Below are 14,612 nucleotides of genomic sequence, written 5' to 3' on the forward strand. Positions count from 1 at the left end.
TGTTAATACTTTATCACGTTTCCGGTTATTTGTAAACAACGGACAACATCTTTTCCCATTATCCGTGTTCCTCCAGATAATTTTCGAACTGTTCCATGGACATCAGAACTTTTCTCGGCTTGGTTCCTTCCTCCGGTCCTACGACACCGGCATCCGCGAGCTGGTCCATGATTCTGGCCGCGCGGTTGAAACCGATTTTCAGCACTCTCTGGAGCATGCCGATCGATGCCTTATCTTTTTCGATGATAAATTTTCCGGCTTCCACGAAGTAATTATCGCGGTCATCTCCGCCGACTGCGGCAGAACCGCCATCCAGGCTTACGGTGTGAATCCGTTTTTCGATATCCGGATCATAAGCGTTCTCGCCGTAGTGATCTTTTAAGTAGGCAACGACATCGCTGACCTCTTTATCCGAAACAAAGGATCCCTGCAGACGGGCCGGCTTCTGGTAATCCTGCGGCTTGTAGAGCATATCGCCCTTTCCAAGCAGTTTTTCCGCACCTCCCATGTCGAGGATCGTACGGGAATCCACGCTGGAAGAAACCGAGAATGCAATACGGGACGGCATATTCGCCTTGATAAGACCAGTGATGACATTGACGGAAGGTCTCTGTGTTGCAATAATCAGATGGATACCGGCTGCACGGGCAAGCTGTGCCAGACGGCAGATCGCATCCTCCACTTCTCCCGGCGCAACCATCATCAGGTCGGCAAGCTCGTCCACGATAATGACGATCTGCGGCAGTTTTTCCGGTTTTTTGCCGTTTTCATCCGGCGGCAGCTCGGCAACTTTCGCATTGTAGCCTTTCATATCGCGCACGTTGAATTCCGCAAATTTGTTATAACGGTCTGTCATCTCCGCAACCGCCCAGTTCAGGGCGCCGGAAGCCTTCTTCGGGTCTGTAACAACAGGGATAAAAAGGTGCGGAATACCGTTATAAACGGAAAGCTCCACGACCTTCGGGTCGATCATGATCAGTTTGACGTCTTCCGGTTTTGCCTTATAAATAATACTCATAATCAGCGTGTTGATGCAGACCGATTTACCGGAACCGGTCGCACCGGCGATCAAAAGGTGCGGCATTTTGGCAATATCCGCGATGACCGGCTGTCCGGCGATGTCTTTTCCGACAGCAAAGGCCAGATTCGAAGAGAAGTTCTTAAACTCCGGTGTTTCGAGAAGATCACGCAGCATAACGGCAGTGTTCGTCTTATTCGGAACCTCAATGCCGACTGCGGATTTTCCCGGGATCGGCGCCTCGATGCGGACATCTGCTGCTGCAAGACTCAGCTTGATATCGTCTGTCAGTCCGACAATCCGGCTTACTTTCACTCCCTGTTCCGGCATCAGCTCGTACCGTGTGACGGTCGGTCCGCAGCTTACGTTGTTGACTGTAACTTTGACACCGAAGCTGTCCAGCGTCTCTTCCAGCTTCCGCGCTACTTCCCGCAGGTGTGCATCGGAATCGCCCATCGCACCACGCGTTCCTTTTTTCAGCAGATTCATCGGCGGTGTCTTATACTCCGGCCGTTTTTCCTCTGCTTTTTTTCCAATTTCCTGACGAATGCCGTCTACATCCGCCTCAATCTCTTCGCGGGAAGACCGCGGATTTCTCGTATGATCCGCGGATGTTTTCTCTTTTTTCGCCGCTTCTGCTGCTTGCCGTGTCATCTCTGGTTCTGTTTTTTCCGGCTCTTCAGCCGGCACAGAACCACGGTGAATCGAAAGCTCCGGCATCTCCATCTGATGGGTATCGTCGTTCTCATTTAAGTCTGCTTTGGATTCCACATGGGAAAGAAGACGGGATTTCTTTTTCTTCTCAGCTTTTTTCGGCTCCTCCACTGGCTCAAGAATCAGCTCACGGCTTTCCTCTTCCTCCATCGCAGCTTGGCGCGCCAGACGCTCCTGGCGGCGCTCCTCCGCCATCCGGCGGTGGTCATTTGTCTTTTCATGGAGCGGTGCGAGAATCGGCTTCTGTGTCATCACAATCACGGAAATCACGATGGCGATGACAATAATCACCCACGCGCCGATCTGGCCAAAGCCCATCCCGAGAATTTTCACGACAGAACCGCCTAAGATTCCTCCGCCGAGATGATCGTAGGCGCTGTCAAAATAGTAATCCAAAAATGTCGTATCTCTCGTATAGCCGGACGTCAGAAGCTGCATAAAAGCGCAGAAAAAGACGAAGCAGCTGATCGCTCCCCCGGTCTTCCTCACAATTAAAAAGTTCTGTCTGTTTGCTATGTAAAATGCTGTTCCAAAGAAGATCAGAACCGGTGCTGCCCACTCTGTCACGCCGAAAAGACCGAAAAAGAAGTCGCAGACAGCCTGTCCGATCACGCCGCCCATGCCGAAATTACTGAGCATCAGCAGAATCGAAACGGCAAGCACGGAAAGCAGAATAATTTCTGCGCGCACTCCCTCGTCCATCGGCTCACGGACTGTGTTTTTCCTTGTGCCGGAGGTGCGTTTTGCGGTACTGCTCTTTTTCGCCGTTGTTTTTCTGGCCGTTGTTTGGGTCTGTTTCTTTTTTGCTGTTCCGGAAGCAGAAGTCTTTTTCTTTGTCTTCCCGCTTCCCTTTGTTGTATTTGCCATGCAGAACTTCTCCCCTTTCTCGTATTACAGCAGAAAATATCCTGCAATGGAGAATGTCCCGACAAGAAGACAGTACAAAGCAAAATATTTCAGTTTCCGTTTTTTCACCACACGCATCAGAATGCGGATCGTAAAGTAACCGGCAAGTGCCGCCATGAAAACGCCGACCAGGTATACCGGATGAAAGACAATTTTATTTTTTCCCATGGTCGCAAGTTCAACGATGGTTGCCCCGATAATCGCCGGAACGCTCGCAATCAGAGAATACTTCACAGCGTACGAACGGGTCATGCCGCCGATCACACACGCGGAAATAGTCGAACCAAGACGGGAAAGACCCGGAATCGTGGAAAAGCCCTGGAAGAATCCGGCAATCAGTGCATCTTTCGGCTTCAAATTTTTCTGCGTTTTTTCTCCCTCCGGAAGCATATCTGCCACCACAAGCAGAATCGCCGTCAGATACAGACCAACGCCAGGTGCCAGCAGATTCGAGGAGGTCAGTGTGACAAGGCTCTGAATCATGCCGCCGATTACAGCAGTCGGGATGGTGGTCAGGATCAGCAGGAAAGCGAGCATACGGTAGTTGCTGCCGAGCACCTTCCGGTACTGCTTTCTCTCCTGATGCTGACTGGAAAAGTGTTCCTTTAAATTATGAAACAGATCAATTACGATTCCGCACAGCGCGAGGAAGAGACGTTTCCATTCCTTCGAAAACGTGAGCAGAATTGCAATCATGGAGCCAAAGTGCAAAAGCACATTGAAAAACACCGTCTGCGTATCTTCGATCTTCATAAAGTGACGAAAGATAATCAGATGTGCGGAGCTGCTGATCGGCAGGAATTCCGTGATTCCCTGGATCAGGCCCAGAAATAAAGCTTCTATTACTGTCATTTTTTTATCCTGTTCCCTTATTTTTCTCTTTTGTGAAAGCCCGGACAAAACTTCCGTTCGAATTTTCACAGCGAACTCATTCTAACACAAAATCCCCTGAAACACAAGCCGCGCTGTGAAGTCAATTTTCTGTCCCTGCTGCATGTTTCATCAGTTCATTCAGCTTTTCGAGCGCACGGGCAATGCCGCCGACCTCGTCGATCAGGCCTTCTTCCACTGCCTGCGGGCCGTCCAGCATTGTTCCGACATCCTTGACCAGCGTTTTCGTATCGAGCATCAGCTCCTCGAGCCGTTCCTTGGTGATTTTAGAATGGGCCGATACAAAACCTGTGATCCGATCCTGCGTCTTTTCCATATTACGGTACGTCTGTGCAACACCGATGAACATGCCGTTTGTACGCACCGGGTGAATGACCATGGTGGCACTCGGCACGATCAGCGAATAGTCTGCTGCAACGGCGAGCGGGACACCGATCGAATGACCGCCTCCTAAAACGAGCGATACCGCAGGCTTTCGCATGGACGCAATCATCTCTGCAATTGCAAGACCGGCCTCCACATCTCCGCCTACGGTATTCAGGAGAATCAGAAGACCATCAATACTTTTGTCCTCCTCGGCACGGGCAAGAGCAGGGAGAATGTGCTCATAGCGCGTCGCTTTCGTGCGCTCGCCGAGTGATTCATGCCCCTCCACCTCGCCGATGATGGACAGCAGATAAATGTTGGTCTTCAGTTCTACAATATTTTCTTTTTCTGGCTGGTTTTTCTGTGATTCTGCCATACGGATTTCCTCTTTTCTGCTATTCCCAAATAGCTTCATCAGTATGCGCAGATTCTTATGATTCTATGTAATTTCCAGCGAAATTACTCGTCCAGGTTGGTGTATACGTACTGTACGTCGTCGTCGTCATCCAGCAGATCCAGGGTACGGTTCAGGTCTTTTAATGCCTGCGGATCGGTCAGCTCTACGTAGGTCTGTGGGATCATGGTAACGTCTGCCTCTGCCATGGCGATACCGTCTTTCTCCAGAGCCTCACGTACTGCGGAGAAGTCATCCGGATCGGTAATGATTTCGTAGCTGTCCTCTTCGTCTGCGAAGTCTTCTGCGCCTGCATCCAGAGCAAGCATCATCAGATCGTCAGCATCCATTTCGCACTCTTCTTTGTCGATGATGATCTGGCCTTTTTTGTCAAACATGTAGGATACGCATCCCGGTGTTCCAACGCTTCCGTTTCCTTTGGTGAAAGCGCTTCTTACGTTTGCTGCGGTACGGTTCTTGTTGTCGGTCAGAGTCTCTACGATGATCGCGATACCATTCGGGCCATAACCTTCGTAGGTGATACGCTCGTAGTTGTCTGCATTTGCATCCCCGGCAGCTTTTTTAATACCGCGGTCGATGGTATCGTTCGGCATGTTGTTTGCTTTTGCTTTTGCGATAACGTCACGCAGCTTGCTGTTGTTTGCCGGATCCGGTCCGCCCTCTTTGACAGCGATTACGATCTCACGGCCGATAATGGTAAAGATTTTACCTTTCTTTGCGTCGTTTTTTTCTTTCTTATGCTTAATATTGGCAAATTTTGAATGTCCTGACATACCTCTTTTGTCTCCTTTATTTAAAGTATTACTTTTCTGTAAAAAGGTTTCCCCGAAAAGCGGCAGAAGCCCATATAATATAGAATATAGCACGATCTTTCTCATTCGTCAACCGTGAACCGCGCCAAAAATGCCCCTTATGTAGGCAGATCCAGGCTGATTTTCAGTGCTTCGTTCACAAGGGCCAGCTGTTCCGGCGTCAGATGACAGATTTTATCTTTCAGCCTTCTCTTATCGATCGTCCGAAGCTGTTCCAGTAAAATGACGGAATCCCGCACAATCCCATAGGCGGACGCTTCGATCTCAATGTGTGTCGGCAGCTTCGCCTTATTCATCCTCGATGTAATCGCCGCACAGATCACCGTCGGACTGTGCCGGTTGCCGATGTCATTCTGAATGATCAGCACCGGACGGACACCGCCCTGCTCACTTCCCACAACGGGCCGCAGGTCGGCATAATATACATCGCCACGCTTGATTACCACTTGTGCTCACTCTCCGATTCTTTCCGTTTTGCTTTCCCATACGATAACGATCCGGCGTTTTACGCCTTTTAAAATCGTTTCCATGTATTTAATATTGCCTGTTTTTCCGGAGGTATTCACAAATTTCATCCGGCGCTTCAAAAAAGTCCGCCCGGAGTCCTTTTGGGAACCCGTGATTCTGATCTGCTTTGCTCAGATTGACTGCAATCCTCTGATAATCTCGGATGCTGTTACATAGGAAGCACTGCTGTTTTCTTCCGCAGCCTCTCCCGCTTTTCCATGCGCATATGCCGCCAGTGCCGCTGTTTTGGCAAGGCCGATTTTTTTCTCATTTTTTTCACACTGACGTTTCGCTGCAAAGGCGCCTGTGATTCCCGCGAGCACATCGCCGCTTCCCGCCGTCGCAAGCGCACTGCTTCCGCTTGTGTTTATGTAATACTGCTCACGCCCTTTCTCTGCTGTCACGGTTACGGAATCCTTTCGTACACAGCAGGCCTGGTATTTTTCGGCGGCCCTTCCGGCGCTTCCTGCCGGGTCACGCTGGCATTCTGCAATGGTCGTGTGCAGCAGCCGTGCAAGCTCTCCTACATGAGGCGTTAAAATTTTTTCTGCCCGGCAGCCCGAAAGAAACTCCGCATCTTCCGCAATCAGGTTCAGCGCATCTGCATCCAGAATAAGAGGAACTTCTGTGTGCTGCACCGTAAAAACGAGCAGTTCTTTTGCCGTCCGGCTTTTGGAAAGTCCCGGTCCCGCAACAACAGCGTCCGCCCAGGCGAGATCCTGCAGCAGGGCTTCTTCCGGAAGCGGCTCATCCTCCTTCCAGAAATCCGCCATTGCTTCCGGCAGGGCACAGAAAAGCGGCGTACGGTTTCTTTCCTCTGTTACAACCTTTACCATGCCGGCACCGGATGCAAGGACTGCCCTGGCACACAAAACAGCGGCTCCGCACATGGCACCGGAACCGGCAAGTACCAGCACCTTTCCGAAGGTTCCCTTATTTCCCATCGGCGTGCGGGTAAGAAACCGGTCCAGATCTTCTTTTTCCACCGAACCGTACCAGGGCGTCTCCTCTTCTCCTGCATCAAAGCCGATTCCGATGTCACGGACCAGGACCTCTCCGGCATATCGTTTTCCGGGATCAAAAAGAAGCCCTGGCTTTGCACAGGCAAATGTCACCGTGGCTCTGGCTTTCACCGCCGCATCAAGGACCTCTCCGGTATCCGTGTGGATCCCCGAAGGGATGTCCACGGCGAGAACGGGGACGCCGCTTGCGCAGATTGCTTCCACTGCTCTCCGGTACTCCCCTACCAGCGGGCGGGATACGCCAATTCCAAAGATGGCATCTATGATAACAGTATATTCCCGGAAATCCGGATTCTTAACCTCACGGACCCCATAATTTTCCGCAATTTTCTTCTGTGCTCTCATGCCTTCACTGTATTTTTCCGGATTTCCAAGACAGAACAGTTCCGCATCCACGCCTTTCGTCTTTAAAATCCGTGCAATTGCCGCACCGTCCCCGCCATTATTTCCGGGACCGCACACGGCAAGAACTTTTCCTGTATCCCATGTTCCATTTTGAAGTTCCTCCACACAGGACAGCGCCGCGCGCTCCATCAGTACCAGGGACGGCACTTCCATCGTTTCCATGGTATTTCGGTCTGCCTGCTTCATCTGTGCTGCTGTAAGAATCCGTTTCATCGCTTCTCCTCCTTTTCCCGCATCTTCCGGGGACTTAACAGAAAAAGCCTCCGGTTTCCCGAAGACTCTCCTGCTTTTGTTTTTTGTTTCTTAATTGTTCTTTGGATGCTCCGCCTCATATCTGTTCAGATTGTAGGAGAGACGCATCAGACTTTCGGAAAGATGGACATTCTCTACGATCACATCTTTCGGAAGTTTTAAGTTCAGATCGGTATGTGCAAAATTCCAGATTGCTTTCACACCATTATCCACGAGGATCTCTGCCATCTCTACCGCTTTTGCTTTCGGCAGTGTCAGAGCTGCGATCTCTACGTTGTGCTCCTTGATAAATTCCGGAAGCTCGTCCGCCATGCGGATTTCAATTCCGCGCACGGAAATTCCTTTTAATACCGGGTTGACGTCAAAAATACCGACCGTTTTGAATCCGCTTCTTTCAAAGGCCGCGTAATTGGCAAGCGCCTGTCCCAGATTTCCGGCTCCGACAAAAATCATATTGTGGACTCTGTCCAGACCTAAGATTTTTCCAATCTCACTGTACAGATACCGCACGTTATAACCATATCCCTGCTGGCCGAAGCCGCCGAAATTATTTAAATCCTGGCGAATCTGGGAAGCTGTCACTTTCATCCGCTCGCTCAGCTCACCGGAAGAGATCCGTTCTACTCCGTCCTCCAGCAATTCGCCCAGGTAACGATAATATCTAGGAAGTCTTTTGATAACTGCCCGAGAAATTCCTTTTTCTTCCAAGATAAATTCCTCCTTATTTACACCTGCATATACTCATATTATATATGGTTGATAGAAAATTGTCAAAGATTTCTTGAAATTTTGTGTATTACTCTCTATAATAAGGATGGTGTATTATGTCAAAATACAGAAATATGTTATCTGGAGGAACCACATGATTCTTGCATGTCAGAATATCTCGAAAGCATTCGGGACAACGGAAATTATCAAAAATGCATCTTTTCATATAGAAGAACGCGAAAAAGCCGCACTGGTCGGCATCAACGGTGCCGGAAAATCGACGCTGTTAAAAATCATCATCGGCGAAATGAGGGCCGATGAGGGAGAGGTCATCCTCTCCAAAGGAAAGACGATGGGCTATCTCGCCCAGCATCAGGATCTGACCGGACACCTTTCCATTTACCAGGAAGTGCTGACCGCGAAACAGAATCTGATCGATATGGAGGAACGCCTCCGTCAGATGGAAAGCGATATGAAGACAAAATCCGGTGCAGAGCTGGATGAACTTCTTTCCACCTACACCCGCCTCTCCCATACCTTTGAACTGGAAAACGGATACGCGTACCGCAGTGAAGTCGTCGGTGTTTTAAAAGGTCTTGGCTTTTCCGAGAGCGATTTTGAAAAACAGGTGGACTCCCTCTCCGGCGGTCAGAAGACCCGCGTGGCACTTGGTAAACTGCTGCTCACCAAACCGGACATCATTCTGCTCGACGAGCCGACCAACCACCTCGATATGGACTCGATCTCCTGGCTCGAGACGTATCTTTTAAATTACAGCGGAGCCGTCCTGATTGTCTCCCATGACCGTTACTTTCTCGACCGCGTTGTCACAAAAGTCGTTGAAGTGGACAATAAAAAAGTAACAACTTTTGAGGGAAACTATACCGCCTACAGTCAGAAAAAAGCAATGCTCCGCGAGGCCGCTTACCACGCCTGGGTCAACCAGCAGCAGGAAATCCACCATCAGGAGGAAGTCATCGCAAAGCTGAAATCCTTCAACCGGGAAAAATCCATCAAGCGCGCCGAGAGCCGTGAAAAGATGCTGGACAAAATGGATGTTCTCGAAAAACCGACGGAAGTACGCTCCGATATGCGGATCCGTCTGGAGCCGCGCATCACCAGCGGAAACGATGTGCTGACCGTCGAGCATCTCTCCAAAGCCTTCCCGGGACAGACGCTTTTCCAGGATCTGAATTTCGAAATCAAGCGCGGGGAGCGCGTCGCAATCATCGGAAACAACGGAACGGGAAAAACGACGATCTTAAAGATCTTAAACGAAGTCATCCGACCGGATGCCGGCTCTTTTACACTTGGAAGCCGTGTACAGATCGGTTACTACGATCAGGAGCATCAGGTGCTCCACATGGAAAAGACCATTTTCCAGGAGATTTCCGACGCGTATCCGTATCTGACAAACACCGAAATCCGAAATGTGCTGGCCGCCTTCCTGTTTACAAACGATGATGTCTTCCAGCCGATCCACACGCTGAGCGGCGGTGAGCGCGGACGAATTTCCCTTGCCAAGCTGATGCTCTCGAACGCCAACTTCCTGATCCTCGACGAGCCGACCAACCACCTCGATATCGTATCAAAGGAGATTCTGGAAAACGCGCTGAAGGATTACACTGGAACGGTACTGTACGTGTCCCACGACCGTTACTTTATCAATCAGACTGCAACCCGGATTCTGGAGCTGACGGGACAGACACTCGTCAACTATATCGGAAATTACGATTACTATCTGGAGAAAAAAGAAGAGCTGACCCGCATCTATGCTCCTGCTGCCGAGGCCGCCGCACTGGAAGAAACATCTGCTCCTTCCGAAGCCTCCTCCACAAAGCTGGACTGGAAGGCGCAGAAAGAAGAACAGGCACGCCTCCGAAAGAAAGAGAACGAGCTGAAAAAGACGGAAAAACGAATTGAAGAGCTCGAGACACGCGATTCGGAAATTGATGAAGAAATGTCAAAACCGGAAGTCGCAACAAATGTCGCAGAGTGTGTGAAATTAAGCAAAGAGAAAGCGGAAATCGCCGCAGAACTTGAAGAGCTGTATGAAAAATGGGAAGAGCTTGCCGAGTAAGCCTGGCTTTCCCCGGAAAAGTGTAAAATCAAAATTGGTCCACTGGACCAATTATTGATATGCTTGGCAACAGAAAAAGCCGGTCCGGTACATCCTTTTTTGTGGGAATGCCGGATCGGCTTTCTTTTTCTGCTTCGTTTGATTATTTCTCCAGCTCCTCGCGGATGGCCAGGATGAAATCACGGCTGTTTAATACGGTCGGATTTTCCATGGTGGTGATCAGCGCAAGGTCTTTTGTCATCTTTCCGCTCTCGATCGTTGTGATCGTTGCTTTTTCCAGACGGTCTGCAAATGCGGAAAGTTCTGCGTTTCCATCCATTTCCCCGCGTTTTCTGAGTGCGCCGGTCCATGCAAAAATGGTGGCCACGGAGTTGGTGGATGTTTCCTCGCCTTTTAAGTGACGGTAATAGTGGCGCTGTACGGTTCCGTGCGCAGCCTCGTACTCGTAATATCCATGCGGAGATACGAGAACCGAAGTCATCATCGCAAGGGAACCGAATGCGGAGGACACCATATCACTCATGACATCACCATCGTAGTTTTTGCATGCCCAGATAAAGCCGCCCTCTGCTTTCATGATACGGGCAACAGCATCGTCGATCAGGGTGTAGAAGTAGGTAATGCCTGCCTCTTCGAATTTCCCTTTATACTCTGCATCGAAAATTTCCTGGAAAATATCCTTAAAGCGATGATCATACTTTTTGGAAATCGTATCCTTGCTTGCAAACCACAGATCCTGTTTTGTGGACAGCGCGTATTCGAAACAGCTTCTCGCAAAGCTTTCTATGGAATTATCCAGATTGTGCATACCCTGAATGACACCAGCGCCGGTGAAGTTGTGAATCAGTTCTCTTGTCTCGGTGCCATCCTCTGCGGTATAAACCAGCTCTGCTTTTCCCGGTCCCGGAATCCGGATTTCTGCGTTTTTATATACATCGCCGTATGCATGACGGGCAATCGTAATCGGCTTTTTCCAGTTGCGCACGCACGGCTCGATGCCTTTTACAACAATCGGGGTACGGAAAACAGTTCCGTCGAGCATGGCACGAATGGTTCCGTTCGGGCTCTTCCACATTTCTTTCAGATTGTACTCTGTCATACGCGCTGCATTCGGCGTAATGGTGGCACATTTGACTGCTACACCGTATTTCTTGGTAGCGTTTGCGGAATCTACGGTTACCTGATCGTTCGTTTCGTTTCTGTGTTCCAGTCCAAGATCGTAATATTCCGTTTTCAGATCAATAAACGGGAGAAGCAGCTCATCTTTGATCATTTTCCAGAGAATTCTGGTCATCTCATCTCCATCCATCTCTACCAGAGGAGTGGTCATCTGAATTTTTTCCATAGTAGGCCTCCTTTTTCTATTCCCGTTTATTGTATAAAGTATCAAATGGCTTGTCAAGTCAAAATTCGCCTGATTTTTTGGTATTTTCCTATCAATTCGCTCAATTTTTGCAGGATGATCGATATTTTCCTTCATTTTTCTTCTGTTGCATTGTCACGCATCGTCTCACAGAAGTGAAAGAAAACGGTCTGTCTGAAGCATTCCATGCCCCTGACGGTTACGCGGAAGGCCAAGATCTCTTGCCGATTCGCAGAGCAGCATTTTTGCCTGGACATTGGTAAGATCCGGAACCCGTTCAAGTGCCAAAGCCACGGCTCCGGACACCCGCGGCGCCGCCATCGATGTGCCGCTCTTCACCACATATTCCTTTCTGCTTCTTCCAGGCGCGCAGGAAATGAGACGTTTTCCAGGCGCGACAAGATCTGGTTTGCAGACGCAGTCCCGTGTCGGGCCGCATCCGGAGATTCCTCTTCTTGGCTCCAGCAGATCGCCCGCTCCCACGGTGATCACTTTTCTGCTGCTCCCCGGCGCCGTAATACTGCCCGGAGCGGGTCCCAGATTTCCGGCCGCTGTCACAACAGTGATCCCGTCATCCCAGGCGCGCTCCACCGCCTGCACGAGCAGATCATCCACCGTTTTTTCCTGCTCTGTTGTTCCCACTGAAATATTTAAAATGCGGATATTAAGTCTTATTCGCTCTTTGCACACCCAGTCAATCGCCGCAAGGATATCCTGCTTTCTGCCGTTTCCCCTGCGGTCAAGAATTTTTGCTACCACAAATCTGCATTCCGGTGCCGTACCCCGGTACTTCCCGCCGGATGCTCTTCCGCTTCCGCCGAGGATTCCGCAGACATGCGTCCCATGCCCATTATCATCGTAAGGCGTCTCCCGCCCGTACACCAGATCCCGGAACGCCGCAATCCGGTTATCAAAATCAATATGCGGAAAAATCCCTGTATCCAGCACCGCCACGGTAATTCCTTTTCCTGTCAGAATTTTCTGCTCGTTCATCGCAAAGCTCCGGCGTATTCTTATTTTATGGTATGCAAAAAGGCTGCCCTTTGCAAGAAACAGCCTTTTTCTTATCAACTCTTTTAAAATTGTATCTGTTTTTCCATCCGCTTCAGTTCCGGCAGAACCAGAGCCAGCATGGTAATAAAGCAGAGGCTTCCGCCGATTACATTCGATACCGGCTCGGCGAGGAAGACACCGTCAGTTCCCATGTGGAGCGCGTACGGCATCAGATAGGTGAGCGGCACGACAATGAATACTTTGCGGAGCAGGGAGAAAAAGATCGCCTGCTTCTTTTTATTCAGGGATTTGAATACGGTCTGGCCGATATACTGCAGATCCATGAATATAAATGCTGCAAAATACTGCTTCAGCGCCGGTACCGCATCCTGGATCAATACAGCGTCTGAACTGAAAATACCGATCAGTACATGCGGAATCAGAATAATAACGCTCCACATCACTGCCGTGTAGCCAAGAATCATTGCGCTCATGACACACATAGCCTTACGAACGCGGGCCGGGCGGCGAGCGCCGTAGTTATAGCTTAAGATCGGGGAGGTTCCCTCATTCATAGCGTAGATCGGGGTCTCGACGAGCTGGCGGACACTCGATACAATCGTCATAACAGATATGTAAATATCACCGCCTGTCACGGAAAGCACATTGTTGCAGCAGATGGTGACAAGGCTGTTGGTGAGCTGCATGATAAAACCGGCAGTACCGAGGCTTACGATATTTTTTGCATAGCCTGTGCACTCGGAAATTTCATTTTTCCGCACAAACCGTACTTTCAGCTCCGCTTTCCGGGTCAGGAAGTACAGAACAAAGACGGCGGAGAGCGTCTGGGAAATGACGGTGGCAATCGCGGCACCCTGTACGCCAAAGCCAAGTACAAAGATAAACAGCGGGTCAAGCAGCAGATTTGCGACGGCTCCGATCGTAACGGAGAACATGCCGACCGTTGAATAACCCTGCGCATTGATAAACGGGTTCATGCCGGTCGCAACCATGGACGGCAGTGTTCCGATCAGGTAAATCATCATATAAGGATACGCGTAGACCATCGCATCTGCCGATGCGCCGAACAGCGTCAGCAGCGGACGGGCAAACAGAAAGCCGATGACCATGAGGACAACGGCACAGGCGCAGACCATGGAATAAGATGTATTCATGATCGTTTCTGCCTTCTGCGGATTGTTTTTTCCGCGCTCGATCGAAAACAGCGGAGCGCCGCCGCTTCCGAACAGGTTGCTGAATGCCGTGATGATAACGATCAGCGGAAAGCACAGGCCGACCGCGCCGAGCGCCGCCGTTCCCACATCTGGGATCCGCGCGATGTAAACGCGGTCTACGATGTTGTACAAAAGACTTAAAATCTGGGCAACCAGCATCGGGAGCGCTGCCCCTAAAATGTTTCCGGTTACGGTTCCATGTTCGAAATCAATTCGTTTCATTGTTCTATCATTCCTTTTCTTTTCACTTGCTTTTCAGTATATCATGTCATATACTATATGTAAATTATTGTTTTTATATTGGAATTAAACAATTTTTATATACTTTATCTTACAAAGGAGGATTTCCATGGAACTTCGACAGCTCGAATACTTCCGCGCCATCGTGGACGCCGGAACCATCAGCGGGGCGGCACGCATGCTGCATATGACACAGCCGCCGTTAAGCTATCAGCTTAAAATGCTCGAGGAAGAGCTTCAGGTGCCGCTTCTCGTGCGTGGTACAAAGAAAATCACACTGACTGAGGCGGGAAAAACACTGTACGAGCAGGCGGGTACACTTCTGATGCTCGCGGATCTTACGAAACGCGAAGTCGTAAAATCCAGCCAGGCGGCAACTCTGCACATCGGAATGACGCCTTCCACCGTGTCCCTTCTTTCTGACTACCTGCTCCGGTTTTCAAAACAGCATCCGCAGATCCACTTCGATGTACACGAGGGTTCCACCTTTGCCCTCAAGGATCAGCTGGAAAATCATGTGATTGATCTTACTACGCTGCGCACACCGATCGTTTTAAACGGCTGTGAAACAAAAACACTCCTAAAAGAAAGCATCACCGCCATGGCACTCCCGGACCACCCGCTTTTTGCGGAGCACGACACGCTTTCTCTTACCGAACTTGCCGAACAGCCGCTGATTCTTTCC

At 50.0% G+C, this 14,612-nt stretch carries 13 protein-coding genes; 2 read left to right on the plus strand and 11 right to left on the minus strand.

What is annotated here, in order from left to right:
- Window positions 1-58: 58 nt before the first annotated feature.
- The 8 genes from ACY2VW_RS09760 to ACY2VW_RS09795 all read right to left on the minus strand — a co-directional run bounded on the left by ACY2VW_RS09760 (window position 59) and on the right by ACY2VW_RS09795 (window position 8,016).
- Window positions 59-2,599 (minus strand): FtsK/SpoIIIE family DNA translocase, encoded by a 2,541-nt coding sequence (locus tag ACY2VW_RS09760; RefSeq protein ID WP_461877945.1) that lies wholly within the window; start codon window positions 2,597-2,599, stop codon window positions 59-61.
- Between the two features lie 24 nt (window positions 2,600-2,623).
- The gene (locus tag ACY2VW_RS09765; protein WP_461877946.1) at window positions 2,624-3,490 is read right to left on the minus strand and encodes an undecaprenyl-diphosphate phosphatase; all 867 of its coding nucleotides are present in this window, start codon (window positions 3,488-3,490) and stop codon (window positions 2,624-2,626) included.
- A 121-nt stretch (window positions 3,491-3,611) separates the two neighbouring features.
- On the minus strand, window positions 3,612-4,271 hold the full coding sequence (locus tag ACY2VW_RS09770) for a ClpP family protease (protein ID WP_461873023.1): 660 nt from the start codon (window positions 4,269-4,271) through the stop codon (window positions 3,612-3,614).
- Between the two features lie 83 nt (window positions 4,272-4,354).
- Window positions 4,355-5,083 carry a YebC/PmpR family DNA-binding transcriptional regulator gene (locus ACY2VW_RS09775; protein WP_022462571.1) on the minus strand — a complete coding sequence of 243 codons (729 nt, stop codon included), beginning with the start codon at window positions 5,081-5,083 and terminating at the stop codon, window positions 4,355-4,357.
- Window positions 5,084-5,220: 137 nt separating this feature from the next.
- The gene (locus ACY2VW_RS09780; RefSeq protein ID WP_022462572.1) at window positions 5,221-5,568 is read right to left on the minus strand and encodes a type II toxin-antitoxin system PemK/MazF family toxin; all 348 of its coding nucleotides are present in this window, start codon (window positions 5,566-5,568) and stop codon (window positions 5,221-5,223) included.
- Between the two features lie 6 nt (window positions 5,569-5,574).
- Window positions 5,575-5,697, minus strand: coding sequence for a hypothetical protein (locus tag ACY2VW_RS09785; RefSeq protein ID WP_256372849.1), 123 nt, complete (start codon window positions 5,695-5,697; stop codon window positions 5,575-5,577).
- A 63-nt stretch (window positions 5,698-5,760) separates the two neighbouring features.
- Entirely contained in the window at window positions 5,761-7,269 is a 1,509-nt protein-coding gene (locus ACY2VW_RS09790; RefSeq protein ID WP_461877947.1) for an NAD(P)H-hydrate dehydratase, read from the minus strand.
- A gap of 90 nt (window positions 7,270-7,359) precedes the next feature.
- The gene (locus tag ACY2VW_RS09795) at window positions 7,360-8,016 is read right to left on the minus strand and encodes a redox-sensing transcriptional repressor Rex (RefSeq protein ID WP_461877948.1); all 657 of its coding nucleotides are present in this window, start codon (window positions 8,014-8,016) and stop codon (window positions 7,360-7,362) included.
- A gap of 154 nt (window positions 8,017-8,170) precedes the next feature.
- Here ACY2VW_RS09795 and ACY2VW_RS09800 point away from each other — a divergent pair, with 154 nt between their 5' ends.
- The gene (locus ACY2VW_RS09800; RefSeq protein ID WP_461877949.1) at window positions 8,171-10,096 is read left to right on the plus strand and encodes an ABC-F family ATP-binding cassette domain-containing protein; all 1,926 of its coding nucleotides are present in this window, start codon (window positions 8,171-8,173) and stop codon (window positions 10,094-10,096) included.
- Between the two features lie 142 nt (window positions 10,097-10,238).
- On the opposite strand, the gene ACY2VW_RS09805 is transcribed toward ACY2VW_RS09800, so the two are convergent.
- The 3 genes from ACY2VW_RS09805 to ACY2VW_RS09815 all read right to left on the minus strand — a co-directional run bounded on the left by ACY2VW_RS09805 (window position 10,239) and on the right by ACY2VW_RS09815 (window position 13,909).
- Window positions 10,239-11,441, minus strand: coding sequence for an NADP-dependent isocitrate dehydrogenase (locus tag ACY2VW_RS09805; RefSeq protein ID WP_461877950.1), 1,203 nt, complete (start codon window positions 11,439-11,441; stop codon window positions 10,239-10,241).
- A 165-nt stretch (window positions 11,442-11,606) separates the two neighbouring features.
- Window positions 11,607-12,452, minus strand: a complete 846-nt coding sequence (locus ACY2VW_RS09810) for a S8 family peptidase (RefSeq protein ID WP_055217985.1) — start codon at window positions 12,450-12,452, stop codon at window positions 11,607-11,609.
- Between the two features lie 83 nt (window positions 12,453-12,535).
- Window positions 12,536-13,909, minus strand: coding sequence for an MATE family efflux transporter (locus ACY2VW_RS09815; RefSeq protein ID WP_461877951.1), 1,374 nt, complete (start codon window positions 13,907-13,909; stop codon window positions 12,536-12,538).
- A 127-nt stretch (window positions 13,910-14,036) separates the two neighbouring features.
- Here ACY2VW_RS09815 and ACY2VW_RS09820 point away from each other — a divergent pair.
- A partial coding sequence (locus tag ACY2VW_RS09820) for a LysR family transcriptional regulator (RefSeq protein ID WP_461877952.1) occupies window positions 14,037-14,612 on the plus strand: 576 nt, incomplete at its 3' end.

It is taken from the genome of Fusicatenibacter sp. (genome assembly GCF_977045365.1).